This is a genomic window from Pantoea sp. JZ2 (genome assembly GCF_035191405.1).
Lineage (GTDB): Bacteria > Pseudomonadota > Gammaproteobacteria > Enterobacterales > Enterobacteriaceae > Pantoea > Pantoea stewartii.
Map to the genome: position 1 here is coordinate 3,814,164 of NZ_CP045247.1, position 26,863 is coordinate 3,841,026.

At 53.2% G+C, this 26,863-nt stretch carries 20 protein-coding genes, 2 tRNA genes and 3 rRNA genes; 11 read left to right on the top strand and 14 right to left on the bottom strand.

Features of this window, described 5'->3' with window-relative positions:
- Nucleotides 1-37: 37 nt before the first annotated feature.
- Together gloB and mltD are read left to right on the top strand one after the other, a co-directional pair.
- A complete protein-coding gene (gene gloB / locus GC087_RS18590; RefSeq protein ID WP_205952701.1) occupies nucleotides 38-793 on the top strand; it encodes a hydroxyacylglutathione hydrolase in 756 nt (251 codons plus the stop codon).
- 71 nt (nucleotides 794-864) lie between these two features.
- Nucleotides 865-2,241: a murein transglycosylase D gene (gene mltD / locus GC087_RS18595; RefSeq protein ID WP_058708229.1), complete on the top strand. Its 1,377-nt coding sequence runs from the start codon at nucleotides 865-867 to the stop codon at nucleotides 2,239-2,241.
- Between the two features lie 100 nt (nucleotides 2,242-2,341).
- On the opposite strand, the gene GC087_RS18600 is transcribed toward mltD, so the two are convergent.
- Nucleotides 2,342-3,133: an endonuclease/exonuclease/phosphatase family protein gene (locus GC087_RS18600; RefSeq protein WP_006117999.1), complete on the bottom strand. Its 792-nt coding sequence runs from the start codon at nucleotides 3,131-3,133 to the stop codon at nucleotides 2,342-2,344.
- A gap of 307 nt (nucleotides 3,134-3,440) precedes the next feature.
- Between GC087_RS18600 and yafC the strand changes: the two genes are divergently transcribed.
- Entirely contained in the window at nucleotides 3,441-4,373 is a 933-nt protein-coding gene (gene yafC, locus GC087_RS18605; protein ID WP_324029007.1) for a DNA-binding transcriptional regulator YafC, read from the top strand.
- Nucleotides 4,374-4,777: 404 nt separating this feature from the next.
- Here the strand turns inward: yafC and GC087_RS18610 are convergent.
- From GC087_RS18610 to gmhB, 6 genes are all read right to left on the bottom strand, one after another.
- Nucleotides 4,778-4,854: transfer RNA gene (locus tag GC087_RS18610), tRNA-Asp, on the bottom strand.
- A 237-nt stretch (nucleotides 4,855-5,091) separates the two neighbouring features.
- Nucleotides 5,092-5,207, bottom strand: a 5S ribosomal RNA gene (rrf, locus tag GC087_RS18615).
- A gap of 103 nt (nucleotides 5,208-5,310) precedes the next feature.
- Nucleotides 5,311-8,216 (bottom strand): 23S ribosomal RNA (locus GC087_RS18620).
- Nucleotides 8,217-8,429: 213 nt separating this feature from the next.
- Nucleotides 8,430-8,504, bottom strand: a tRNA-Glu gene (locus GC087_RS18625).
- A 92-nt stretch (nucleotides 8,505-8,596) separates the two neighbouring features.
- Nucleotides 8,597-10,138 (bottom strand): 16S ribosomal RNA (locus GC087_RS18630).
- The 16S, 23S and 5S rRNA genes sit together here with 2 tRNA genes alongside, the layout of an rRNA operon.
- Nucleotides 10,139-10,545: 407 nt before the next feature.
- Nucleotides 10,546-11,106 (bottom strand): D-glycero-beta-D-manno-heptose 1,7-bisphosphate 7-phosphatase, encoded by a 561-nt coding sequence (gene gmhB / locus GC087_RS18635; protein ID WP_164482980.1) that lies wholly within the window; start codon nucleotides 11,104-11,106, stop codon nucleotides 10,546-10,548.
- 188 nt (nucleotides 11,107-11,294) lie between these two features.
- Between gmhB and metN the strand changes: the two genes are divergently transcribed.
- From metN to proS, 6 genes are all read left to right on the top strand, one after another.
- Complete coding sequence (metN, locus tag GC087_RS18640) at nucleotides 11,295-12,326, top strand: methionine ABC transporter ATP-binding protein MetN (RefSeq protein ID WP_324029009.1); 1,032 nt, start codon at nucleotides 11,295-11,297, stop codon at nucleotides 12,324-12,326.
- On the top strand, nucleotides 12,319-12,972 hold the full coding sequence (locus tag GC087_RS18645; RefSeq protein WP_006117788.1) for a methionine ABC transporter permease MetI: 654 nt from the start codon (nucleotides 12,319-12,321) through the stop codon (nucleotides 12,970-12,972). Before metN ends, GC087_RS18645 begins: the two co-directional genes overlap by 8 nt.
- Before the next feature lie 29 nt (nucleotides 12,973-13,001).
- Nucleotides 13,002-13,817 carry a MetQ/NlpA family lipoprotein gene (locus tag GC087_RS18650; protein WP_033740328.1) on the top strand — a complete coding sequence of 272 codons (816 nt, stop codon included), beginning with the start codon at nucleotides 13,002-13,004 and terminating at the stop codon, nucleotides 13,815-13,817.
- Between the two features lie 126 nt (nucleotides 13,818-13,943).
- Entirely contained in the window at nucleotides 13,944-14,342 is a 399-nt protein-coding gene (gene rcsF / locus GC087_RS18655) for an envelope stress sensor lipoprotein RcsF (protein WP_006117786.1), read from the top strand.
- Entirely contained in the window at nucleotides 14,339-15,043 is a 705-nt protein-coding gene (tsaA, locus tag GC087_RS18660) for a tRNA (N6-threonylcarbamoyladenosine(37)-N6)-methyltransferase TrmO (protein ID WP_033740326.1), read from the top strand. The genes rcsF and tsaA overlap by 4 nt, the downstream gene beginning before the upstream one ends.
- Before the next feature lie 89 nt (nucleotides 15,044-15,132).
- On the top strand, nucleotides 15,133-16,851 hold the full coding sequence (proS, locus tag GC087_RS18665) for a proline--tRNA ligase (RefSeq protein ID WP_033740325.1): 1,719 nt from the start codon (nucleotides 15,133-15,135) through the stop codon (nucleotides 16,849-16,851).
- 90 nt (nucleotides 16,852-16,941) lie between these two features.
- Here the strand turns inward: proS and arfB are convergent, their stop codons facing one another.
- On the bottom strand, nucleotides 16,942-17,352 hold the full coding sequence (arfB, locus tag GC087_RS18670) for an alternative ribosome rescue aminoacyl-tRNA hydrolase ArfB (RefSeq protein ID WP_006117783.1): 411 nt from the start codon (nucleotides 17,350-17,352) through the stop codon (nucleotides 16,942-16,944).
- Nucleotides 17,353-17,569: 217 nt separating this feature from the next.
- On the opposite strand from arfB, the gene GC087_RS18675 reads away from it, so the two are divergent.
- Nucleotides 17,570-17,770 (top strand): YaeP family protein, encoded by a 201-nt coding sequence (locus tag GC087_RS18675; protein ID WP_033740323.1) that lies wholly within the window; start codon nucleotides 17,570-17,572, stop codon nucleotides 17,768-17,770.
- A complete protein-coding gene (gene rof / locus GC087_RS18680; RefSeq protein WP_033740322.1) occupies nucleotides 17,757-18,017 on the top strand; it encodes a Rho-binding antiterminator in 261 nt (86 codons plus the stop codon). The genes GC087_RS18675 and rof overlap by 14 nt, the downstream gene beginning before the upstream one ends.
- Before the next feature lie 40 nt (nucleotides 18,018-18,057).
- Here rof and GC087_RS18685 read toward each other — a convergent pair whose 3' ends face one another.
- The 6 genes from GC087_RS18685 to dnaE all read right to left on the bottom strand — a co-directional run bounded on the left by GC087_RS18685 (nucleotide 18,058) and on the right by dnaE (nucleotide 26,857).
- Nucleotides 18,058-18,366 (bottom strand): c-type cytochrome, encoded by a 309-nt coding sequence (locus GC087_RS18685; protein WP_006117780.1) that lies wholly within the window; start codon nucleotides 18,364-18,366, stop codon nucleotides 18,058-18,060.
- Nucleotides 18,363-19,670 carry a tRNA lysidine(34) synthetase TilS gene (gene tilS, locus GC087_RS18690; RefSeq protein WP_324029011.1) on the bottom strand — a complete coding sequence of 436 codons (1,308 nt, stop codon included), beginning with the start codon at nucleotides 19,668-19,670 and terminating at the stop codon, nucleotides 18,363-18,365. Before tilS ends, GC087_RS18685 begins: the two co-directional genes overlap by 4 nt.
- A gap of 47 nt (nucleotides 19,671-19,717) precedes the next feature.
- Complete coding sequence (locus tag GC087_RS18695; RefSeq protein ID WP_033740319.1) at nucleotides 19,718-20,107, bottom strand: VOC family protein; 390 nt, start codon at nucleotides 20,105-20,107, stop codon at nucleotides 19,718-19,720.
- 20 nt (nucleotides 20,108-20,127) lie between these two features.
- Nucleotides 20,128-22,284: a lysine decarboxylase LdcC gene (locus GC087_RS18700; RefSeq protein WP_058708986.1), complete on the bottom strand. Its 2,157-nt coding sequence runs from the start codon at nucleotides 22,282-22,284 to the stop codon at nucleotides 20,128-20,130.
- A gap of 121 nt (nucleotides 22,285-22,405) precedes the next feature.
- The gene (accA, locus tag GC087_RS18705) at nucleotides 22,406-23,362 is read right to left on the bottom strand and encodes an acetyl-CoA carboxylase carboxyl transferase subunit alpha (protein ID WP_033740317.1); all 957 of its coding nucleotides are present in this window, start codon (nucleotides 23,360-23,362) and stop codon (nucleotides 22,406-22,408) included.
- Nucleotides 23,363-23,374: 12 nt separating this feature from the next.
- Nucleotides 23,375-26,857: a DNA polymerase III subunit alpha gene (dnaE, locus tag GC087_RS18710; protein ID WP_033740316.1), complete on the bottom strand. Its 3,483-nt coding sequence runs from the start codon at nucleotides 26,855-26,857 to the stop codon at nucleotides 23,375-23,377.
- Between the last annotated feature and the right edge of the window lie 6 nt (nucleotides 26,858-26,863).

A 26,863-nucleotide genomic window follows, 5' to 3' on the forward strand; every position in this document is an offset into this window, starting at 1 on the left:
TTACCATTTTCCTTTTAACGACCAGCGAGAGGTATTTATGAATCTTACCAGCATTCCTGCACTGCAAGATAACTACATCTGGACGTTAACAGATGACGAAGGAAAATGCCTGATTGTTGACCCGGGTGAAGCCCAGCCGGTTCTGGAGAAAATTCAGGCCAATGGCTGGCAGCCTGTCGCCATTTTGCTGACGCATCATCACAACGATCATGTCGGTGGCGTGAAAACGCTCTGTGAACATTTTCCCGAGATTGCCGTTTACGGTCCGCAGGAAACGGCAGATAAAGGGGCAAAAACATGCGTGCGTGAAGGAGATAACGTTGACGTTTTGGGCCTGTCATTCGCGGTCATCGCTACGCCGGGGCACACTTTAGGACATATCTCATATTACAGTGCACCTTATCTTTTTTGTGGAGATACGATGTTCTCAGGTGGTTGCGGACGGCTTTTCGAAGGCACCCCTGAGCAAATGTACCAATCCTTTCAAAAGCTTAACTCGCTCCCGGAAGACACATTGGTGTGCTGTGCGCATGAATATACTTTATCCAATTTGAAGTTTGCTGCCGCAATTTTACCCCACGATCCGCAAATAACGGCTGAATACCATAAAATTAAGGACTTACGGGCCGAAAACCGCATTACTTTACCTACAAAACTGGCCCATGAGCGTGTGATAAATTTATTTCTCCGAACGCAAGATGCTGATTTACAACGCGCTTTAAACGTTGATACTGGGGTTGGGCCCGTATGGCAAACATTTGCTGTTCTACGCGAGAAGAAAGACGCTTTTTGATTTTTCGGGTTGTGTTGTGAAGGACCGTCACGTATAGTTGCTCGTCTTTTAAGCGAACTATTGACACACACATGAAGGCTAAAGCGATATTATTCGCCTCGGTCTTGCTGGTAGGATGTCAGGCATCACGGAATGACGCCAATATCCCCGAACAGCATGCCCAGAGTCTGTCTTCAGCTGGTCAAAGTGAAAATGGAAAATACGGTGATCGACTTTTATCGCCGCGATGGCAGGAAGATGGAACTGGCCTCGCAGAAGATAATGATCTCTGGCGTTTCATTAGTGACGAGTTGAAGATGGGGATTCCGGAAAACGCCCGGATCCGCGAACAGAAATTAAAGTTTTTAAAAAATAAGAGCTATCTCCACGATGTAACATTACGGGCAGAGCCGTACATGTACTGGATAGTCGAGCAGATTAAGAAACGTAATATGCCGATGGAACTGGTACTGCTACCCATAGTGGAGAGCGCTTTTGATCCTCACGCAACGTCATCTGCAAATGCCGCTGGCATCTGGCAGATCGTTGGGAGTACGGGTCGAAACTATGGTTTAAAACAGAACCGTTACTACGATGGTCGTCGCGATGTTGTCGCCTCAACGAAAGTAGCACTGGATATGATGCAGCGTCTTAATACGATGTTTGGTGGTGACTGGCTTTTGACAGTGGCGGCTTACAACAGCGGAGAAGGACGGGTACTCAAAGCGATTAAACAGAACAAGGCGCGCGGTAAGCCTACCGACTTCTGGCATCTTTCGCTTCCACGTGAAACCACGGTTTATGTACCAAAAATGTTGGCCTTGAGCGAGTTGCTTAAGCACAACAAGCGTTACGGTATCAAACTGCCGACGCCTGACGAAAACCGTGCTCTGGCACGCGTTGAAGTGGGTCAGCAGATAAAACTGACGCAGGCCGCAGAAATGGCGGGGATGTCGCTCACCAAGTTAAAGAGCTTCAATACCGGTTATAAAGGCGGCGCAACAGCACCCAATGGGCCACATTACATTCTGGTGCCGAAGTCTAACGTCGCAAAGCTGCGTGATTCACTGGCTTCCGGTGATATCTCTGCCGTGCAGCCCACACAACTGGCGAAAGCCAGCAATGAGGGGGGCTACAAAGTGCGAAGCGGCGATACCTTATCCGGTATTGCGAATAAGTTAGGCGTCAGCGTGGCCACACTGAAGCAGCAAAATAACCTGCGCAGTGCCAGTATTCGTCCCGGTCAGTTACTGACTGTGGGTTCGAATGGCACGAGCCTGGCGGATAATAGCAACAGCATCACCTATCGCGTTCGTAAGGGTGATTCTCTTGACAGTATCGCCCGTCGTCACGGCGTTAACATCAAAGACGTGATGCGCTGGAACAGTGTTGTGAGTAACGCAAAAGATATTCAGCCTGGTGACGAGCTCACGTTGTTCGTTAAGAATAATGCAACACCAGATACCTGATACGTTGAAAAGGCTGACATTTGTCAGCCTTTTTTCTTGTTTGATTCTACATCCTGCCCGTGACCACGTTCTCTCTGCCCTTTCCTGCCTGATGTCACCTTTATCGTCTGGTACTGAACTCAACCAAAAGCGGGTTATGGTCGGATGCCTGCGTCACCAGAACCGAGGCTTCACTGACGTGTATATCGCGATAAAAAACGAAATCTAAAGGTCTGCCAAAGGCTTTACGCCGGTGATCGGCGGTAAACATCACCTCTTCCAGTTTCATCTGATGCGCAAAGCGATAGAGGGCGTTAATGCGCTGGCGGCTCCAGGCATTGAAGTCGCCCGCCATAATGACAGGCCCGCGATGATGGATAATCTGTTCGCCAATGGGGCCGAGCTGCTTGCTGTAAACATCCACGCCCAGGCTAAAATTTACCGCGTGGATGTTCACCACCATCAGCATCTCGCCCGTGGGAAGCGGATACGCCGTGACTAAGGCGGATTTTGAGAGCCTTAACAGGGGTTCTCGCTCGCGCAGGGGGCAACAATAAACAGGGTGAGCAGAAGCTAACGTCATGACGCCAGAGGGGTGCTGAGGCAGCACTAAAGCCGGAACCTGATCGGCCGCCAGATAGTTACTGGTCGCAAAGCGGATTAGCTCGGGCGTCGTCTGCGCTTCCTGAAGCAGAACCAGATGGGCATCCTTACCAAACCCTTCCAGCACGGACATCCAGTCAGCGCGCTGCTGCTTAAAGATATTCCATACTAATACTTTCAAAGTGGGATCGGCGGGGAGTGGCTCACCCGGTGGCAGTGCCTGGCCGAGATGAAACATGGCACCCGGAGGAAAGATCCTTTCCGCTGGCTGTCCGGCTACATATCTCATCGCATAGGTTTTTTTGCGCACTGTCCCGCCTGGCTAATCATTCAGAAATTCATGTCACTTATCTGTTATAGGGATTTTAGTACGCAGTTTCAATCGATGCCGACGATTGTTCGAGACCGCCCTCCCACTTTATTGTCGTCACGAATGGCGTAATCCGGCCTGTGCAGACCGTTTCTTCCACTAAAAAGATAACCGGCCTGACGGAAAGGCGCTTTCGTCTTCTTTAGCTCGCTTTACCAAAAAGCCATCCGCGCCAAGGGGGTAAACGGCAGGCTGTGCTTTAATTAGCGGTATATGGCCTCAGGCGCTATTTCACGTGAAGGAAACAATGAAGGCATCTTCTGAAGAACTCAAAGTATTTGTCAGCGTGGTTGAAAACGGGAGCTTCAGCCGCGCGGCGGACGCCTTGCAGATGGCCAATTCCGCCGTCAGCCGCACGATCAAAAAACTGGAAAATAAACTCGGACTGGCTTTACTGACGCGCACCACACGCAATCTTGCGTTAACGCAGGAAGGAGAACGTTATTTCCAGCAGGTTCAGCATTTTCTTCAGGTGATGACGGCCGCAGAAGACGCGTTGATAGAGAGCCGTTATGCGCCCAAGGGATTGTTACGTATTGATGCCGCCACTCCGGTCATACTGCATCTCCTGATGCCCATGATAAAAGCTTTTCGGGAGCGCTATCCCGAGATTGCCCTTTCACTGATTTCATCTGAAAACTTCATTAATCTCATCGAGCGTAAAGTCGATGTGGCGATTCGGGCAGGCAGCCTTACCGATTCAGGCCTGCGGGCACGACTGCTGTTCACCAGCTATCGCCGCTTTATTGCCTCTCCCGGGTATCTGGAGAAATATGGTATTCCTGTGTGCACAGCCGATCTGGATAATCATCAGTGTCTCGGTTTTATTGATGCGCCACGTCTTAACCGCTGGCCAATCGCCTGTGACGATGGGGAACTTTATACCATCCGTTCGGAACTGGATTCTAACAGCGGAGAAACCATCAAGCAGCTTTGTCTGGACGGTAATGGGATTGCCTGCCTTTCTGATTATATGGTGCATAAAGAGATCGCTGACGGAAGTCTGGTTGAGATCCTGGCCGATCAACGTTTACCGGTAGAGATGCCGTTCAATGCTGTCTATTACAGCGATCTTGGCGTAAGCCAGCGCGTGCGTGCCTTTATTGATTTTTTAAGCGAATGGGTAGTAGAGCAACCCTGGCATATACAGGCTCAGTTACAGCCGTACACCCACACCTGAAAGCAGTAACTTCCCTCCCCCAGACTGTTTAAACATCATCTTCTGATGACGTTTACAGCGCAAATCCAGCCGCGTTTGCAGCCGTTCTGCGTCCCTGAAAGCGCAGGAGGGCGTAAGCGAATACGGCGTCGTGAGAATGACCGCCTGATGGTGTAGTGCAAAGAGGGTGAGGTGAAGCCGGACCTTCAATACGCCTGTTTTGAGCGTTAGTCGAGGACAGACCGGAATGTCAGCAGGAAGATTATGCAGCCGGGAGAGTGCGCGGAGGTAATGTCTTTTATATTAAGGAAAGGACTGAGTAGCACGCCAATGCGCGATCAATAAGCTGTGAAGTGATTGCCCTGGGCTGGTTGCCGTAGAAATGGAAAAAGCCCTGACCGTTAAGTCAGGGCTTTCCAATTAAGTGGCGGAACGGACGGGGCTCGAACCCGCGACCCCCTGCGTGACAGGCAGGTATTCTAACCAACTGAACTACCGCTCCACCGATTCTGTACTGATCGCAGAAAAACGTTCTGCTGTCAGGTGTTTCGCCCTTCCGCGTCACCGGTAAGGTCATGACCAGCGTGCTGGTCTTAAATTAATGCCTGGCAGTTTATGAATCACGCTGTGATTCACCCTTCGTGCCGCTGCGTTGCAGCGTTCAAAAGCGTTCGCTTTTGTCCTACTCTCTGTCGAGTAGCGAACTGCCCGAAGTTACGTGCAGGTTTTTTAATTTAATGCCTGGCAGTTCCCTACTCTCGCATGGGGAGACCCCACACTACCATCGGCGCTACGGCGTTTCACTTCTGAGTTCGGCATGGGGTCAGGTGGGACCACCGCGCTACAGCCGCCAGGCAGATTCTGTCTGCCGCACCGCCCTCTCGGGCCGCACGGCGTTATCCGGTAAACAAGGCTGAAAATTCTTTCTGTCTCTCAACCAAAACGCCTCTGGCGTTGTAAGGTTAAGCCTCACGGGTCATTAGTACCGGTAAGCTCAACGCATCGCTGCGCTTACACACCCGGCCTATCAACGTCGTCGTCTTCAACGTCCCTTCAGGAGGCTCGGAGCCTCAGGGAGAACTCATCTCGGGGCAAGTTTCGTGCTTAGATGCTTTCAGCACTTATCTTTTCCGCACTTAGCTACCGGGCAGTGCCACTGGCGTGACAACCCGGACACCAGCGGTGCGTTCACTCCGGTCCTCTCGTACTAGGAGCAACCCCCCTCAATTCTCCAGCGCCCACGGCAGATAGGGACCGAACTGTCTCACGACGTTCTAAACCCAGCTCGCGTACCACTTTAAACGGCGAACAGCCGTACCCTTGGGACCTACTTCAGCCCCAGGATGTGATGAGCCGACATCGAGGTGCCAAACACCGCCGTCGATATGAACTCTTGGGCGGTATCAGCCTGTTATCCCCGGAGTACCTTTTATCCGTTGAGCGATGGCCCTTCCATTCAGAACCACCGGATCACTATGACCTGCTTTCGCACCTGCTCGAGCCGTCACTCTCGCAGTCAAGCTGGCTTATGCCATTGCACTAACCTCCTGATGTCCGACCAGGATTAGCCAACCTTCGTGCTCCTCCGTTACGCTTTGGGAGGAGACCGCCCCAGTCAAACTACCCACCAGACACTGTCCGCAGCCCGGATCACGGGCCCACGTTAGAACACCAAACATTAAAGGGTGGTATTTCAAGGACGGCTCCACGCAGACTGGCGTCCACGCTTCAAAGCCTCCCACCTATCCTACACATCAAGGCTCAGTGTTCAGTGTCAAGCTGTAGTAAAGGTTCACGGGGTCTTTCCGTCTTGCCGCGGGTACACTGCATCTTCACAGCGATTTCAATTTCACTGAGTCTCGGGTGGAGACAGCCTGGCCATCATTACGCCATTCGTGCAGGTCGGAACTTACCCGACAAGGAATTTCGCTACCTTAGGACCGTTATAGTTACGGCCGCCGTTTACCGGGGCTTCGATCAAGAGCTTCTCCTTACGGATAACCCCATCAATTAACCTTCCGGCACCGGGCAGGCGTCACACCGTATACGTCCACTTTCGTGTTTGCACAGTGCTGTGTTTTTAATAAACAGTTGCAGCCAGCTGGTATCTTCGACTGGCCTCGGCTCCGGGAGCAAGTCCCTTCACCTACGCGCCAGCGTGCCTTCTCCCGAAGTTACGGCACCATTTTGCCTAGTTCCTTCACCCGAGTTCTCTCAAGCGCCTGGGTATTCTCTACCTGACCACCTGTGTCGGTTTGGGGTACGATTTCGTGTTACCTGATGCTTAGAGGCTTTTCCTGGAAGCAGGGCATTTATCACTTCAGCACCGTAGTGCCTCGTCGTCACGCCTCAGTGTAAAGTGCACCGGATTTGCCTGGCGCACACACCTACACGCTTAAACCGGGACAACCGTCGCCCGGCCGATATAGCCTTCTCCGTCCCCCCTTCGCAGTAACACCAAGTACAGGAATATTAACCTGTTTCCCATCGACTACGCCTTTCGGCCTCGCCTTAGGGGTCGACTCACCCTGCTCCGATTAACGTTGAACAGGAACCCTTGGTCTTCCGGCGACAAGGTTTTTCACCTTGTTTATCGTTACTTATGTCAGCATTCGCACTTCTGATACCTCCAGCATGCCTCACAGCACACCTTCAACGGCTTACAGAACGCTCCCCTACCCAACAACGCTTACGCGTCGCTGCCGCAGCTTCGGTGCATGGTTTAGCCCCGTTACATCTTCCGCGCAGGCCGACTCGACCAGTGAGCTATTACGCTTTCTTTAAATGATGGCTGCTTCTAAGCCAACATCCTGGCTGTCTGTGCCTTCCCACATCGTTTCCCACTTAACCATGACTTTGGGACCTTAGCTGGCGGTCTGGGTTGTTTCCCTCTTCACGACGGACGTTAGCACCCGCCGTGTGTCTCCCGTGATAACATTCTCCGGTATTCGCAGTTTGCATCGGGTTGGTAAGCCGGGATGGCCCCCTAGCCGAAACAGTGCTCTACCCCCGGAGATGAGTTCACGAGGCGCTACCTAAATAGCTTTCGGGGAGAACCAGCTATCTCCCGGTTTGATTGGCCTTTCACCCCCAGCCACAGGTCATCCGCTAATTTTTCAACATTAGTCGGTTCGGTCCTCCAGTTAGTGTTACCCAACCTTCAACCTGCCCATGGCTAGATCACCGGGTTTCGGGTCTATACCCTGCAACTTAACGCCCAGTTAAGACTCGGTTTCCCTGCGGCTCCCCTATACGGTTAACCTTGCTACAGAATATAAGTCGCTGACCCATTATACAAAAGGTACGCAGTCACACCACGAAGGTGCTCCCACTGCTTGTACGTACACGGTTTCAGGTTCTGTTTCACTCCCCTCGCCGGGGTTCTTTTCGCCTTTCCCTCACGGTACTGGTTCACTATCGGTCAGTCAGGAGTATTTAGCCTTGGAGGATGGTCCCCCCATATTCAGACAGGATACCACGTGTCCCGCCTTACTCATCGAACTCACAACCTGTGCACCTTTGTGTACGGGAGTATCACCCTGTACCCTGCGACTTTCCAGACGCTTCCACTGATGCACAAGCTGATGCAGGTTCTGGGCTCCTCCCCGTTCGCTCGCCGCTACTGGGGGAATCTCGGTTGATTTCTTTTCCTCGGGGTACTTAGATGTTTCAGTTCCCCCGGTTCGCCTCATGCCGCTATGGATTCACTGCATGATAGTGTGACGAGTCACACTGGGTTTCCCCATTCGGGTATCGCCGGTTGTAGCGGTTCATATCACCTTACCGGCGCTTATCGCAGATTAGCACGCCCTTCATCGCCTCTGACTGCCAGGGCATCCACCGTGTACGCTTGGTCGCTTAACCTCACAACCCACAGGCGTTTTGCGCTTGCGTGTCGTGAGCTTTTGAGAGACCCGAACGCATCGTGCTGTGTTCCTTATTACGGAGGAACACGACGTGCGTCGTTTCAAATTTTCAGCTTGTTCCGGATTGTTAAAGAGCAAATATCTCAAACGTGACCCTGAGGCCAGTTTTGAGATACTTCGTGGAGACACCTTTCACCTGTCACCAAGCAAGTGGCGTCCCCTAGGGGATTCGAACCCCTGTTGCCGCCGTGAAAGGGCGGAGTCCTAACCGCTAGACGAAGGGGACACGTACGTGTGTCTCGGCTTCGCAGCCGTCTTGCTTCTTCAGCTTTCTATCAGACAATCTGTGTGAGCACTTCGCACGAAGGTATCTTCAGGTAAGGAGGTGATCCAACCGCAGGTTCCCCTACGGTTACCTTGTTACGACTTCACCCCAGTCATGAATCACAAAGTGGTAAGCGCCCTCCCGAGGGTTAAGCTACCTACTTCTTTTGCAACCCACTCCCATGGTGTGACGGGCGGTGTGTACAAGGCCCGGGAACGTATTCACCGTGGCATTCTGATCCACGATTACTAGCGATTCCGACTTCACGGAGTCGAGTTGCAGACTCCGATCCGGACTACGACGCACTTTATGAGGTCCGCTTGCTCTCGCGAGGTCGCTTCTCTTTGTATGCGCCATTGTAGCACGTGTGTAGCCCTACTCGTAAGGGCCATGATGACTTGACGTCATCCCCACCTTCCTCCGGTTTATCACCGGCAGTCTCCTTTGAGTTCCCGACCGAATCGCTGGCAACAAAGGATAAGGGTTGCGCTCGTTGCGGGACTTAACCCAACATTTCACAACACGAGCTGACGACAGCCATGCAGCACCTGTCTCAGCGTTCCCGAAGGCACCAAGGCATCTCTGCCAAGTTCGCTGGATGTCAAGAGTAGGTAAGGTTCTTCGCGTTGCATCGAATTAAACCACATGCTCCACCGCTTGTGCGGGCCCCCGTCAATTCATTTGAGTTTTAACCTTGCGGCCGTACTCCCCAGGCGGTCGACTTAACGCGTTAGCTCCGGAAGCCACTCCTCAAGGGAACAACCTCCAAGTCGACATCGTTTACGGCGTGGACTACCAGGGTATCTAATCCTGTTTGCTCCCCACGCTTTCGCACCTGAGCGTCAGTCTTCGTCCAGGGGGCCGCCTTCGCCACCGGTATTCCTCCAGATCTCTACGCATTTCACCGCTACACCTGGAATTCTACCCCCCTCTACGAGACTCAAGCCTGCCAGTTTCAAATGCAGTTCCCAGGTTAAGCCCGGGGATTTCACATCTGACTTAACAGACCGCCTGCGTGCGCTTTACGCCCAGTAATTCCGATTAACGCTTGCACCCTCCGTATTACCGCGGCTGCTGGCACGGAGTTAGCCGGTGCTTCTTCTGCGGGTAACGTCAATTGATGAGGTTATTAACCTCACCACCTTCCTCCCCGCTGAAAGTACTTTACAACCCGAAGGCCTTCTTCATACACGCGGCATGGCTGCATCAGGCTTGCGCCCATTGTGCAATATTCCCCACTGCTGCCTCCCGTAGGAGTCTGGACCGTGTCTCAGTTCCAGTGTGGCTGGTCATCCTCTCAGACCAGCTAGGGATCGTCGCCTAGGTGGGCCGTTACCCCGCCTACCAGCTAATCCCATCTGGGCACATCCGATGGTGTGAGGCCCGGAGGTCCCCCACTTTGGTCTTGCGACGTTATGCGGTATTAGCTACCGTTTCCAGTAGTTATCCCCCTCCATCGGGCAGTTTCCCAGACATTACTCACCCGTCCGCCACTCGTCACCCGAGGAGCAAGCTCCTCTGTGCTACCGTCCGACTTGCATGTGTTAGGCCTGCCGCCAGCGTTCAATCTGAGCCATGATCAAACTCTTCAATTTAAAGTTTGATTTGCTGCAACCAGTGCAGCGATGCTCAAGGAAAACGTCGTAATGAATTTCAATACGTGTTCACTCTTAAGACTTGATATTTTTACGTCCGGAGACGCGGATATCAATCCTGCGAGTGCCCACACAGATTGTCTGATAAATTGTTAAAGAGCAGTGCAACCAGCGGGTTAACCGTCTGTTGCGAGGTGGCGTATATTACGCTTTCCTCCTTCAGAGTCAACTTCTTTTTCAGAAGTTTTTCTCCGGCGAAAACTCCGGGGAGCTCTCTGCTGAACACCGCGTTACGTAAGCCGTTGTACCGTGTCAGTGGAGGCGCATTATAGGGAAGCTTTCGCAGAGCGCAAGTGCAAATTTAAACTTTTTTGCTGTTCGTCTGAAATTTGCACAAAAGCGCTGTTTTAACCCTTTTTAATACGGGAAGGGAGCGCCGCAAGACTCTCTATTACCCAGTCAGCCAATGCCTCGCCTTCCGGCGTAACCGGCTTACCACTGCGCACTAACACTTTCTTACCGACACCGGCGGCCTGGGCGGCCTGCATATCTTCCAGCTTATCCCCTACCATATAAGACGCAGCCATATCGATATGCAGCTCTTCTTGCGCCGCCAGCAGCATGCCGGGTTGCGGTTTACGGCAGTCGCACTGCTGGCGATACGCTTCTACCGTTGCATCCGGGTGATGTGGACAGAAATAGATCCCATCAAGGTCGACATCGCGATCGGCCAGCGACCAGTCCATCCACTCGGTAAGCTGCATAAACTGATCTTCACTAAACATGCCACGTGCGATGCCAGACTGGTTTGTCACGATAACCAGCGCAAAGCCCATCTTTTTGAGTTGCTGCAACGCTTCAATTACACCATCGATAAACTGGAAATGATCGATTTCGTGGACATAGCCGTGATCAACATTGAGGGTGCCATCGCGATCGAGAAAAATGGCCGGGACTTTATTCGCCACGTAGAAACTCCTGCTATAAAAATTGCCGCTCAGTATCGCACGATTGTCATAAAAGGGAGAATGCCCGTTTACATGACTTCGATTGATTTAGACGTCTGGATGCCTTAACATCCATCCAGCTTATGCATGCTGTCCTTTATGGCAGCACACCAGACCACGGATAATGCAAGACGGCAATAAATAACGTAATGATTAAATTAGAAAATATAACCAAAGTGTTCCAGCAAGGTTCGCGAACGATAAAGGCGTTATCTAACGTCAGCCTGCATGTCCCGGCCGGACAGATCTATGGCGTCATCGGCGCATCCGGTGCCGGAAAAAGTACGCTGATTCGTTGCGTGAATCTGCTCGAACGCCCTTCTTCAGGCCGCGTGTTGGTTGATGGCGCGGATTTAACGGCGCTGAGCGAACGACAGCTGACGCAGGCCCGCCGTCAGATTGGTATGATTTTTCAGCACTTCAACCTGATGAACTCCCGCACCGTCGCCGGCAATGTTGCGCTGCCATTAGAGTTGGGTAGCCTTTCTCGTGATGAAATTAAAAAGCGCGTCTCTGAGCTCCTGGAGCTGGTCGGCCTGGCGGATAAGCACGATGCCTGGCCTGCCAATCTCTCCGGCGGGCAAAAACAGCGTGTTGCCATTGCCCGCGCTCTGGCCAGTAACCCGAAAGTTCTGCTGTGTGATGAAGCCACCAGCGCTTTAGATCCAGCGACCACGCGCTCAATTCTGGAATTACTGAAAGATATTAACCGCCGTCTGGGCCTGACTATTCTGTTAATTACCCATGAGATGGATGTGGTGAAACGCATCTGCGATCAGGTTGCGGTCATCAGCCAGGGTGAGCTGATCGAGAAAGACAGCGTAAGTGAAGTCTTCTCGCACCCCAAAACCCCGCTGGCGCAACAGTTCATCCAGTCAACCCTGCATCTGGATATTCCAGACGACTACCAGCAGCGCCTGTCGCCCGAAGCGGGCCCTGACAGCATGCCATTACTGCGTATGGAATTTACCGGCCAGTCCGTCGATGCTCCATTGCTGTCTGAAGCAGCGCGGCGTTTCACTATCAATAACAACATTATCAGTGCGCAGATGGATTACGCCGGCGGTGTGAAGTTTGGCATCATGCTGGCGGAAATTCACGGTAGCGAAAGCGATACACAAGCCGCCATTCAGTGGCTGCAGGAACATCATGTCAAAGTCGAGGTATTAGGTTATGTCTGAAGCGATGATTGCGCTGCTGGGGCGCGGCGTCTGGGAAACGTTGATGATGACCTTTGTCTCTGGCTTTTTCGGCTTCGTTCTGGGTTTACCGGTCGGCGTACTGCTGTATGTCACCCGTCCGGGACAGATTCTTGAAAACAAAGGGCTGTACCGTGTGCTGTCCGCCCTGGTTAACATTTTCCGCTCGATCCCTTTCATTATCCTCCTTGTGTGGATGATTCCGTTTACCCGCGTCATCGTTGGAACCTCTATTGGCTTACAGGCGGCCATCGTGCCCCTGACTGTCGGTGCGGCACCGTTTATTGCCCGCATGGTTGAAAATGCCCTGCTGGAACTCCCGACCGGGTTAATTGAAGCATCACGCGCGATGGGTGCCACGCCGATGCAAATCGTACGCAAAGTCCTGCTGCCTGAAGCCCTGCCCGGTCTTGTTAACGCGGCCACCATTACGTTGATTACCCTGGTAGGTTACTCGGCGATGGGCGGCGCAGTCGGCGCGGGCGGCCTCGGACAAATTGGCTACCAGTATGGTTATATCGGATATAACGCGACGGTGATGAATACGGTATTAGTGTTATTAGTCGTTTTGGTGTATCTCATACAATTCTGTGGCGACCGCATCGTGCGTGCTGTGTCCCATAAATAAGCAAGCAATATCACTATTAAGGAAAGGATATGTCTTTCAAATTTAAAAACATTGCCGCTGTGGGTGCATTAATTGGCGCGATTGCGCTGGCAGGATGCGATCAAAAAGCCAAAGATCCCAACCATATCAAAGTGGGCGTGATCGTCGGCGCTGAACAGCAGGTTGCCGAAGCGGCGGCCAAAGTGGCGAAAGATAAGTACGGTCTGGATGTTGAGCTGGTGACCTTTAATGACTATGTGCTGCCGAACGAAGCACTGAGCAAAGGCGATATCGATGTGAATGCGTTCCAGCACAAACCGTATCTGGATCAACAGATCAAAGATCGCGGTTACAAGCTGGTTTCTGTAGGTAACTCTTTTGTTTATCCGATTGCGGGCTATTCGAAAAAAATCAAATCGCTGGATCAACTGCAGGATGGCGCACAGGTTGCCATTCCTAACGACCCAACCAACCTGGGCCGTTCGCTGCTGCTGCTGCAGAAAGTGGGCCTGATCAAGCTGAAAGACGGTGTGGGCCTGCTGCCAACCTCGCTGGATATCGTTGAGAATCCAAAACACCTGAAGATTGTTGAGCTGGAGGCGCCACAGCTGCCACGTTCACTGGACGATCAGCAAATCGCCCTGGCCGTGATCAACACCACTTACGCCAGCCAGATTGGCCTGACGCCGGCGAAAGATGGCATCTTTGTGGAAGATAAAGACTCCCCTTACGTGAACCTGATTGTGGCGCGTGAAGACAACAAAGACGCGGAAAATGTGAAGAAATTCGTGCAGGCTTATCAGTCTGACGAAGTGGCTGACGCGGCCAATAAAGTGTTTAACGGTGGTGCCGTTAAAGGCTGGTAAGGTCGTCTGATCTCTTCCCTCAGGGCGGCTTTTAGCCGCCCTTTCTGTTATTGCCATTTGCTGACTTGTTATTTATCCGTGTCCTTGTTTCAATAACGCCACTTTTTGACACTTGAGGATGTTGCTATGCGTTTTTTACCGCTCTGCTTGTTAGCATTGATGCTGACAGGGTGTGTTCGGGAGTATCACCCAATAAGCAGCGCACCTTCTCATCCGCAGCAATCCAGCGAACCGACACGTAAGCCAACGTATCGTCCCGCCCCCGTTAAGGTGTACACCGATGCTGCCGATCTGGTGAGCAAGCCCTTCCGCGATCTGGGTGAAGTCTCCGCAGAGGATTGCCAGATGAGCAATCAGAGTTCACCGCCCAACATCGCTACCGCGCGTAAACGTATGCAGATTAAAGCCGCGCAGATGAAAGCTAATGCGGTACTGCTTCACAAATGTGAAATCGTGAGCAGCACCCCGGGCTGCTACCGTCAGGCTGTCTGCCAGGGTTCGGCGCTGAAAGTCACCAGTCAATGAGTGATTTTGCCTTTGCGCAGATCGGCGTAATCCGTTCGCCGTGGAAAGAGAAGTTCGCTGTCCCGCGTCAGCCTGGTCTGGTTCAGGACGGCGGTGGCGAACTGCATCTTTTGCCGCCTTATAATCAGGCAGAGGCCGTGCGCGGCCTGGAAGACTTCAGCCATCTCTGGGTGCTGTTTGTTTTTCATCAGACCCTGGAAGGCGGCTGGCGTCCGACCGTTCGCCCACCCCGCCTGGGCGGTAACGCGCGCATGGGCGTTTTTGCTACGCGATCAACCTTTCGCCCTAATCCGATTGGGATGTCGCTGATTGAGCTCAAAGGCATCCGCTGCGCGAAGCAACAGGTGATTCTGGAGCTGGGCAGTCTGGATCTGGTGGACGGCACGCCGGTGGTCGATATCAAGCCCTATCTGCCTTTCGCCGAAGCCCTGCCTGAGGCGAGAGCGGGTTTTGCGCAGTCCGCGCCGGAAAGCAGCATGCCTGTGCGGTTTTCGCCGCTGGCCGGGCAGCAGTTGCAGCAGTATGCGCGCTATCCCTATCTTGCCCGCTTTATCCGTGAGGTTCTTGCGCAGGATCCGCGCCCCGCTTACCGTAAAGGTGAGGAAAAGGATCGCATTTATGCCGCCTCGCTGCTTGAGTTTACTGTGCGCTGGCGCGTTGATCACGCAGGCACGGAAGTCGTGGCCATCGATCCGCGTTAAAACCCGCTTTTTAGCCGGTGATCTCACTGGTACACTAGCCGCCAGCCTATTTTTGTCCGTGAATTTCCAATCAACTGGAATTGTAATCAATGCGTACTACTCAATATCTGCTCTCTACTCAGAAAGAGACACCGTCTGACGCGGAAGTGATCAGCCATCAGCTGATGCTGCGTGCTGGCATGATCCGTAAACTGGCCTCAGGGTTATATACCTGGCTGCCAACCGGACTGCGCGTATTAAAAAAAGTCGAAAACATCGTTCGCGAAGAAATGAACAACGCCGGTGCCATTGAGATTTCAATGCCTGTGGTCCAACCCGCAGACCTGTGGCAGGAGAGCGGCCGCTGGGAGCAGTACGGTCCAGAATTACTGCGTGTTGCCGATCGTCATGAACGTCCGTTTGTGCTCGGCCCAACGCATGAAGAAGTGATTACCGATCTGATTCGTAATGAGCTGAGCTCTTATAAACAGCTGCCGCTGAATCTGTATCAAATTCAGACCAAATTCCGTGATGAAGTGCGCCCACGTTTTGGCGTGATGCGTTCGCGCGAGTTCATCATGAAAGACGCCTACTCCTTCCATACCACGCAGGAATCACTGCAGGAAACCTATGACGCGATGTACCGCGCTTATAGTCAGATCTTCAGCCGTATGGGTCTGGATTTCCGTGCCGTGCAGGCGGACACCGGCTCGATTGGTGGCAGTGCCTCACATGAGTTCCAGGTGCTGGCACAGAGCGGCGAAGATGATGTGATCTTCTCAACCGACTCTGACTATGCGGCGAACATTGAACTGGCCGAAGCCGTGGCACCGGCGGGCGAACGCCCTGCGCCTCAGGAAACGATGCGTCAGATCGATACACCGAATGCCAAAACCATCGCCGATCTGGTGAATCAGTTCCAGATGCCAATTGAGAAAACCGTGAAGACGCTGATGGTCAAGGGTGCAGAGGGAAGCGGTCATGCTCTGGTTGCCTTCCTGGTCCGCGGCGATCACGAACTGAACGAAATTAAGGCTGAAAAATCGCCGCTGGTTGCGTCACCGCTGGTTTTCGCGACCGAAGAAGAGATTCGTGCCGTGGTGGGTGCTGGCTTTGGTTCGCTGGGGCCGGTCGGGTTGACGATGCCGATTATCGCAGACCGTACCGTGGCGAAGATGAGTGATTTCTGCGCCGGTGCAAATGTGGACGGTAAACACTACGTTGGCATTAACTGGGAACGCGATCTGCCCATGGCCGAGGTTGCTGATATCCGTAATGTGGTAGAAGGCGATCTGAGCCCGGACGGCAAAGGCACATTGCAGATCAAACGTGGTATCGAAGTAGGCCATATTTTCCAGTTGGGCACCAAATACTCCGAAGCGATGAAAGCGGCCGTTCAGGGTGAAGATGGTCGTAATCAGGTCATGACGATGGGGTGCTACGGCATCGGTATTACCCGTGTAGTGGCGGCGGCGATCGAGCAGAACCATGACGATCGCGGTATCATCTGGCCTGCGGCACTTGCCCCGTTCGATGTAGCGATTCTGCCAATGAACATGCAGAAATCATTCCGCGTAAAAGAGTTAGCGGAAGAACTGTATAACACGCTGCGCGCGAAAGGCGTCGAGGTGATTCTGGATGACCGTAAAGAACGTCCAGGCGTTATGTTCGCCGATATGGAACTGATTGGCGTCCCGCATACCATCGTGATTGGCGATCGCAATCTTGATAACCAGGAGATCGAATACAAAGCCCGTCGTGCCGGTGAAAAGCAGATGATTAAGCAGGATGAGATTGTCGATTTCCTGCTCAAGGCACTGAACAAGTAAGCCTGCCATAACGCCCCTTCATGGGGCGTTTTTTTTACGCATGGTCGACTCCGTTCTCCTGACGACCACAGGTAATTCTCTGGCCACGTCTTACAGCACTTTACCGCGCAATGCTTTGGTCTGGCTGCGCCGTGATTTCCCTTCCAGCCTGCGCGCTTTCGACGCGCGTGTCGGTCGTGTTGAGCGCCGTACTTTCTCTACCTTCGTGAGCTCCTGAATCAAATTCACCAGCCGTTGCAGCGCCGCTTCGCGGTTCATCTCCTGGCTGCGGTATTCCTGCGCCTTGATGATAATCGTCCCGTCGCCCGTAATTAAATGATGGCTGGCACTGAGCAACCGCTCTTTATAAAATGGCGGCAGGGAAGACGCGGCGATATCAAAACGCAGATGAATAGCGGTGCTGGTTTTGTTGACGTGCTGGCCCCCTGCCCCCTGCGCCCGAATGGCCGTCAGTTCAATTTCATTGTCTGGCAGCTCGACATTCCGTGACAGCGCAATCATCATCCACCCGCCTTTGTCCGGTTCCCGTTTTTTCGCTCTGATCTGTTCATCAACTTAACCTTTCGTGCTTTATCCTGAAACGTCTGATACGGCGTAGTCCGCTACTTTAGCAGTGATTTGCTCGCTGTTCCTGCTTTCGCCTGGCTGATTTTCTTGAAATGCCTGTGATATAGTCGCAAATCAACCAGAGTATTTATGCTCTGCTGAGGAGGTGCCCGTGCAAAAATATTGTGAGTTAGTTCGCCAAAAATATGCCGAAATTGGCAGCGGAGATCTGGGCTATATTCCCGATGCCATCGGCTGCGCGCTTAACGCGCTTGATGCTATTGCCGCGAATGCTGCGCTAAACTCTTCTCTCAGGGAACAGGCGGCTTATGCCGCCGCAAACTTATTGGTGAGCGACTATGTTGATGAATGAAGCTTATAAACCCATCAATTGCGATGACTACGATAATCTGGAACTCGCCTGCCAAAAAAACTGGATGCTGTCGCTGGCGTTAAAAGATGGCGAGCAGCTAAAGGCAAAGGCCAGGGACATCCTTTCACGTAAAAACGTGGAGTATCTGGCCATTGAACTGTCCGGTGAAACACGCGAGTTACGTCTCGATCATATTGCCAGTTTTAGCCATCCTGAACTCGGCACCGTCGTGGTCAGCGAAGAGTAATTCACTTCCCGTCGGGCGGGATGAATTCCCGCCCATCTCATCAGGGCTTTAACGAACTGTAGTACGCCGCTAAATCTGTTATCTCCTCATCGCTGAGCCCCGCAACAAACGCTTTCATCACCTCTGCCTGACCACCGTTGCGCTCTCCCTTCTTATAGGCCTGTAGCGCGTGCGCGAGATAAGCGGCGTTTTGGCCCGCCAGGCTGGGATAAAGGGGAACCGTCGCAATGCCTTTCGGACCATGGCACGCCGTACAGGCCGCCGAACGCTGTTCGCCCGCGTGAATATCGCCTGCGGCACAGGCCGGAAACAACGTAAAAAACGTTAATGCCACTATCCATTGTTTCACAACGATACTCCTGTAGGTTTGTGCCAGTGAATCTGCCAGCCCTGTGCCTCCCCTGCTGCGCCTTCACGGGTCACGAACAGGCCGGGCGCGCAAATAAGCGTTTGATTGTAATAAATGAGCGGAATACGTTCCCGCTGCCATGACGGGATATTCAACCCCTGCCAGATTTTCTTCATCTCGCGCCCGCCCGCGCGATCCACAATATGCACGTACCCTGTCGCGTGAAAACGCACAAATACCTGTTCCTCCGGCGTCGGTCGTCGTAGTGAAGGCATTGTATAATCGGGCTGCAGCGTGCCGATATGCTGCGGAAGGGGCAATGTCTGGTTGAGATTCTTCCAGACGATTTCGCAGTCGCGTAACGATTCTCTGATCGGCAAAATATAAAGCCGCTGGCGATAACGGCGAATTTCGCTGTGGCCTAACCGTAGCCGTGGCTGGGCATCTTCACGACTCAGCATCACTTCCTGACGAATGCGGCGCAACGCATCGCGCGAGGGCATTTGCGCGCCCTGTCCGGCCAGCCAGCGACGCAGCAAAGCATTGCTGCGCACTTCACTCATCGTCAGTAACGCGGAGAAACACAGGCTACCGTCCGGCTGAATGAGCGCAGCGAGTTGTTCCGCCAGCAACTCATCCAGCAGTTGCTCCTGCTCAGCACAGAGTGCCGCACTGCGCGCCGTCGCACTGGCGAAATGAGGCCAGCGTGCCACGACGGCCGGTAAGAGTTGCTGACGAAGAAAATTGCGGTCGTAACGCACATCCTGATTGCTCTCATCTTCAACCCATTGCAACTGATGCGTTTGGGCATACAGCTCTAATGACTGCCGGGAACAGCTTAACAGCGGGCGAAGCAGAGGGTTTTTACCCAGAGAGCCCGTCACCGGCATGGCCGCCAGACCGGCCGGGCCACTGCCGCGTTTCAGGGCCAGCAGGACGGTTTCACACTGATCGTCCAGGTGCTGTGCGGTAAGGAGTTTCTCATCCGCATGGAGCGCCTGGTGCAATGCCCGATAACGCGCCTGCCGCGCCGCCGCTTCAATGCCGTCGCCCTGATCGGTAACCTGCACGCGCAGGATCTCGCAGGGGATCTGCCATGTTGCGCACAGGGTCTGGCAGTGCACCGCCCAGTGGTCGGCATTAGCACTGAGGCCATGATGGACATGCAGCGCACGCAACCGCGAGGCCGGATGGTGCTGTTGCCAGTCCCTCAGCTTATGCAGCAGGACGGTAGAATCCAGGCCACCGCTAAACGCCACTACCAGCGCGTCGTTTTCATTCAGCAGTGCGTCAAAATCAGACATGATAATTCCATAACTCAGGCTGTGGGACGAGCCATAAAGCCGCCAGTTTACGCCTGATACAACTCAAGCGGCAAACCATCCGGGTCAGCAAAAAAGGTACAGGGTTTCCCGGTAAGCGCGTCAATGCGAATGGGTTCACATGTCACGCCCTGCGTGTCCAGATAGCGCACCGCGGCTTCCACGTCCGGCACGCTGAAAGCCAGATGGCGAAGGCCACAGGCTTCCGGCTGACTGACCCGGGCGGGCGGGTGTGGAAAGGAAAACAGCTCAATGGTGTACTGACCGTTTAACGCCAGATCGCCTTTCCACGAATCGCGCGCTTCGCGGTAGTGCTCACTTTGCAGTTCAAATCCCAGTATGTCGCAGTAAAAGGCTTTACTGCGATGATAATCTGACGCAATGATGGCGATATGGTGAATGTGCGTTAGCTGTAGCATGTTTGCTCCCTGTTGGTCCTTCATTCCTGTTCCCCGCTCTGTTTCAGTACACGTACCCGATATTCACCTTCATCGGTTAGCGTCGCGCCGTGAATATCTGTCTCAAAGCCAGGATAGTGGCGCCCAATGCTACACAGCATGAGCAGGAAGTCGAGCACGGCGCGGCTTTGTTCTGTGATCATTTCGCCAGGCATCACCAGCGGTACACCGGGAGGATAAGGCAATATCATGTTGGCAGAGATACGCCCCACCAGCTCATTCATGTTTACGGTCTCAATATTGCCTTTCACCTGCTGCTGAAACGCCTGATGCGGCGTCATTTTCATCTCAGGTAAGACATCAAAGGCTTTCAGCATCAGACGCGGCAGGTCATGTTGCTGAATCAGGCGATGAATCCCCTGCGCCAGCGTCTGGATGCGCATCGTGCGGTAAAAGTCGGGATCTTCCGCATACAGATCCGGCAGCATGTTTTTTACGCGCAGATTCAGGTCGTAGGCGCGCTTAAATTCGGTTAATCCACGCAGCACGCTCATCGCCTTGGTCTTGTCGATGCCAATACTGAACAGGAACAACAGGTTATACGGACCGGTCTTTTCCACCACAATCCCACGCTCATCAAGGAATTTCGCCACCAGCGCAGCGGGGATCCCCTCTTCGGCCATTTCACCTAACTCGCTCATGCCCGGTGTAAGAATGGTGACTTTGATCGGATCGAGATACATATGATCGCGATCGGCCTGGGTGAAACCATGCCACGCTTCGTCTCCCGGCTGGATCGGCCAGCACTGCGCTTCATCCACATGCTCTGGTTGCCAGATATCAAAGAACCAGCTGTCCGACTCTTCGCGCAACCGCTGTATTTCACGACGAAAATGTAACGCGCGCTCGACTGACCGATTGATGAGCCTTTTCCCCGGATTCCCCCGCAGCATGGCGGCGGCTGTTTCAATAGAGGAAACAATCGCGTAATTGGGCGATGTGGTGGTGTGCATCATGTAGGCTTCATTAAAGGTTTGTTCGTCGTACTCGCCTTTGATGTGAATTAATGAGGCCTGCGAAAAGGCAGCCAGCAGTTTATGCGTGGACTGGGTTTCATAAATCACCTTGCCTGGTATCCGCTCACCGCTCATGCCGCTTTTCCCCTCATAGATAGGGTGAAAATTGGTGTAAGGCACCCAGGCCGAATCAAAGTGAATCGAAGGGACGTCGAGCGTTTGCTTGATGTACTGCGTGTTATAAAGCAAACCGTCGTAGGTCGAGTTAGTAATTACTGCATGAACGGGCCAGCTGGCGCGCGGCGTGGCAGCCACTTTCTGTTCAATGCTGGCACGGGTAAATTCTTTTTGCGGAATGCCGCCCAGAATGCCTAAGGCATTGCGTGTGGGTTTTAGCCAGACAGGAATCAGATCGCTCATCATCAGCAAGTGGGTAAGCGACTTGTGGCAGTTGCGGTCAACCAGAATCGTGCTGCCTGCCGGCGCGGCATACATGCCCACGATCTTGTTCGAAGTCGAGGTGCCGTTAGTCACCATATAGCTCTGTTCCGCACCGAACGTGCGGGCGATGTACTCTTCGGCCTCAAGATGTGGTCCGGTATGATCCAGCAGCGAGCCCAGCTCAGTCACCGAAATCGAAATATCCGACTTAAGCGTATTCGCGCCAAAGAAGTCATAGAACAAACAGCCCACCGGACTTTTCTGGAAGGCCGTCCCGGCCATATGGCCCGGAGTGCAGAACGTGTACTTTCCCTCTTTCACATAGGTGAACAATGCTTTGGTTAACGGTGGTGTAATGTGGTCGAGGTAATCATCCGTGTACTGGCGGATATGTAAGGCGATATCGTCGGCCGCATTCAGCGCGTACTCAAAAAAATGCAGCGGTAGCCGCATCTCATTGATGCTGATATCCATTTGCGAGTGGGTATTAATAAAGGCATACAGGGGCAGGTATTCATTGAGCTGATTAATTTCACCGCACAGCTCAGGGCTGTTGTGCTCATCCCAGTCAAAAATCACACCGCTGATACGGGGATTGTGTTCAATCAGTTTGAGAAGATCATCTGTGTTTTTAGGCCGTATGAGCTGAAAACCTTGCTGACTCAGTGCTACATCCAACTCGCGTAACGGTTCATCTTTGTAAAACACGCCATGCGCGCCCATGATCGCCAGAATATTCAATGCACATCTCCCTGATTGTTGAGGCATTAAGTAAGCATAGCGAATTACGCCACGAAACCGCAGTCAGATTCGTGGCATAAAAAAAGCGGACCGGAGTCCGCTTTTACGTCACAGCACTGAATCAGGCGTAGCCATAACTCATCAGACGCTGATAACGGCGATCTAATAATTCTTCGGTGCTTAACCCTTCCAGGTCAGCCAGATCGGCCAGCAATTGCTGTTTTAGCGTCTGCGCCATTTCTACCGGATGGCGATGCGCGCCGCCCAGTGGCTCAGGGATGACCGAATCAATCAGCTTAAGCTCTTTCAGACGCGGCGCGGTAATGCCCATCGCTTCTGCGGCCAGCGGCGCTTTATCGGCGCTTTTCCACAGAATAGAGGCACAGCCTTCTGGTGAAATGACCGAATAGGTGCTGTACTGCAGCATGTTCACTTTGTCGCCCACGCCGATAGCCAGTGCGCCACCCGAACCGCCCTCACCGATAACGGTACAGATAACCGGTACTTTCAGGCCTGACATTTCGCGCAGGTTGCGTGCGATAGCTTCAGACTGACCGCGCTCTTCCGCGCCCACGCCCGGATACGCACCCGGCGTGTCGATAAAGGTGATGATAGGCATTTTAAAGCGTTCGGCCATTTCCATCAGGCGCAACGCTTTGCGATAGCCTTCCGGTGCCGGCATACCAAAATTACGGCGAATCTTCTCTTTAGTTTCGCGCCCTTTCTGGTGACCGATGATCATCACAGGACGGCCGTCGAGGCGGGCAATCCCGCCGACAATCGCTTTGTCATCCGCATAAGCGCGGTCACCCGCAAGCTCATCGAAATCGTCAAACGCATTGCGCACATAATCAAAGGTATAAGGACGTAATGGATGTCGCGCCAGTTGGGCGATTTGCCATGCGCCCAAATCGGCGAAGATTTTACGTGTCAGCTCAACGCTTTTCTCGCGCAGACGCTTAACTTCTTCGTCGAGATTGACGTGTTTATCGTCCTGACGACCAATCGAGGTAAGCGAATCAATTTTTGCTTCCAGTTCTGCGATTGGCTGTTCAAAATCCAGGTAATTAAGACTCATAATGTTCCTGTTTTAGTCAAACTCCAGTTCTACCTGCTCCGATCCAATTAACGACCGCAAATCGTTGAGTAAACGATCGCTGGGCGATATTCGCCACGCTGCACCAAAGCGTAGCTTCGCTCGCGCGTCGGCTCTCTGATAGTAGAGATGCACCGGAATTGTCCCTGAACGATGAGGCTCAAGGGACTGACGGAGTCGGTTTAATAGCTGGTCATCAATTTGCCTGTCTGTCAGCGAGATAGCAAGTCCGCGCGCGTATTTTTCACGCGCTTCATCTATGTCCATGACTTCACGGGCGGTCATTTTAAGGCCACCACTAAAGTCATCAAAGCTGACCTGTCCGCTGACGATCAGGATACGGTCTTTCTCCAGCAGTTGCTGGTATTTATCTAACGCATCGGTAAATAACATGACTTCAAGACGGCCAGAGCGGTCGTCCAGTGTACAAATACCAATTCGGTTGCCGCGTTTGGTCACCATTACACGCGCAGCAATCACCAGGCCTGCCGCGACGGTAATCTTACCACGATCGGTCGGATGCATATCTTTCAAACGCATCCCACCCACGTAACGCTCAATTTCTTTCAGATACTGGTTAATCGGGTGGCCGGTCAGATACAAACCCAGGGTTTCCCGTTCACCGTCCAGTTGCACCTGTTCCGGCCATGGCGTGACGCTGGCGTAAGACTGTTCGACCTGCTCAGGCTCATCGGCCAGCACGCCAAACATGTCAGCCTGACCGATCGCTTCCGCTTTAGCATGCTGATCTGCCGCTTTCAGCGCATCGTTCAGTGCGCTCATCAGGGCGGCACGATGTGGGCCCAGACGATCAAAGGCACCGGACATGATCAACTTTTCCATCACGCGGCGATTGATCTTTTTGGTATCCGTTCGCGCGCAGAGATCGAACAGTTCGCGGAAGTAACCGCCTTCGTTACGCGCATCGATGATCGCCTCGATCGGCCCTTCACCCACACCTTTGATGGCGCCGATACCGTAAACGATCTCGCCCTCATCATTAACGTGGAACTGATACAGACCCGAGTTAATGTCCGGCGGCAGGACTTTCAGCCCCATGCGCCAGCATTCATCTACCAGACCCACCACTTTTTCTGTGTTGTCCATATCCGCCGTCATCACAGCCGCCATGAATTCCGCTGGATAGTGCGCTTTCAGCCATAAGGTCTGATAAGACACCAGCGCGTAAGCGGCGGAGTGCGACTTGTTAAAGCCATAACCCGCGAATTTCTCTACCAGATCGAAGATTTTCATCGACAGTTCGCCATCGATGCCCATCTTTTCCGCGCCCTCTTTAAAAACAGAGCGCTGTTTGGCCATCTCTTCAGGCTTCTTCTTACCCATGGCGCGACGCAGCATGTCCGCCCCGCCCAGCGTATAGCCGGACAGGACCTGGGCAATCTGCATGACCTGTTCCTGGTAGAGGATAATGCCGTAGGTCGGCTCCAGTACCGGCTTCAGGCTTTCGTGTTGCCACTGAATATCCGGGTAAGAGATGGCTTCCCGACCGTGCTTACGGTCAATGAAGTTATCAACCATGCCCGACTGTAAGGGCCCCGGACGGAACAGGGCCACAAGCGCGATCATATCTTCAAAACAGTCAGGCTTCAGGCGCTTAATCAGATCTTTCATGCCGCGCGATTCAAGCTGGAAAACCGCGGTGGTTTCCGCGCGCTGCAGCATGTCGAAGCTCTTTTTGTCTTCAAGCGGAATGGTTGCGATATCGATCGGCGGTAAGCCCTGCTTTTCGCGGCGCGGGTTAATCATTTTCAGCGCCCAGTCAATGATGGTGAGCGTTCGCAACCCCAGGAAGTCAAACTTCACCAGGCCCGCATATTCCACATCATTTTTATCGAACTGGGTTACCGGATACTGACCGTTTTCATCACAATACAGCGGTGCAAAATCGGTGATCTTGGTTGGCGCGATCACCACGCCACCCGCATGTTTACCGGCGTTTCGGGTTACCCCTTCCAGCTTCCGCGCCATATCGATAAGCGCTTTAACCTCTTCATCCGCCTCATAAATTTCAGGCAGCTGCGGTTCCGCGGCAAAGGCTTTGTCCAGCGTCATGCCCGGATCGGGCGGCACCAGTTTTGAAATACGATCGACAAAACCATAGGGATGGCCCAGCACGCGGCCCACGTCACGAATGACCGCCTTGGCCGCCATCGTACCGAAGGTAATAATCTGGGATACCGCTTCGCGGCCGTACATATCGGCCACGTGTTCAATCACCTGGTCACGTTTTTCCATACAGAAATCGACGTCGAAATCGGGCATGGAAACGCGTTCAGGGTTAAGAAAACGTTCGAACAGCAGGTCGAACTCAAGGGGATCGAGATCGGTAATTTTGAGCGCATAGGCCACCAGCGAACCGGCCCCCGAACCGCGTCCCGGCCCTACCGGTACGCCGTTATCTTTCGACCACTGTATAAACTCCATTACGATCAGGAAGTAGCCGGGGAATCCCATCTGGTTGATTACGTTCAGTTCAACGTCCAGACGTTCATCGTATTCCGGCCGTTTTTCCGCCCGCACGGCTTCATCCGGGAACAGCATCGCCAGACGTTCTTCCAGCCCCTCACGGGATTTCATTACCAGGAAATCCTCGGTGGTCATGTCGCCCGTCGGGAACTGCGGCAGAAAGTACTCACCCAGTCTGACGGTGACGTTACAACGCTTAGCAATCTCTACGCTGTTTTCGAGCGCTTCAGGGATGTCTGCGAACAACTCGCACATCTCGTCTTCGCTGCGCATATATTGCTGAGGACTGTAATTACGGGGCCGTTTAGGATCGTCCAGCGTATAACCATCATGAATGGCGACGCGAATTTCATGCGCATCAAAGTCCTCTTCATTCAGGAAGCAGACCTCGTTCGTGGCCACAACCGGGATCCCTTCGGCAATCGCCAGCTCAACGGCGGCGTGCAGATAGGTCTCTTCGTCGGGTCGTCCGGTACGTACCAGTTCCAGGTAATAGCGATCGGCAAAATGTTGCTGATAAAATGCCAGGCACTCTGAAACCAGTGCGCTGTTACCGCGCAGCAGGCTGCGCCCCACATCTCCACGACGGCCACCTGACAACAGGATCAGGCCTTCCTGTAATTCAGCCAGCCAGTCACGATCGATTATCGGACCGGCCACACCGTAACCGCGTTGATACGCGCGGGAAATGAGTAACGTGAGGTTTTGATAGCCGGTGTTGTTGGCCGCCAGCACCGTAATCTGGGTCAGTTCATCCCCCATCAGCTCACTGGCAACGTTAAAATCCGCCCCGATAATCGGTTTGATCCCCGCCCCATGCGCACCACCGTAAAATTTCACCAGACCACACAGGTTGGTGAAGTCGGTAATCGCCATGGCTGGCATGCCTAACGCAGCCGCTTTCTTAATCAGCGGGCCGGTTTTCGCCAGGCCGTCGATCATGGAATAGTCGCTGTGAACATGCAGATGTATAAAACGGGGTTCGGCCATATCAGT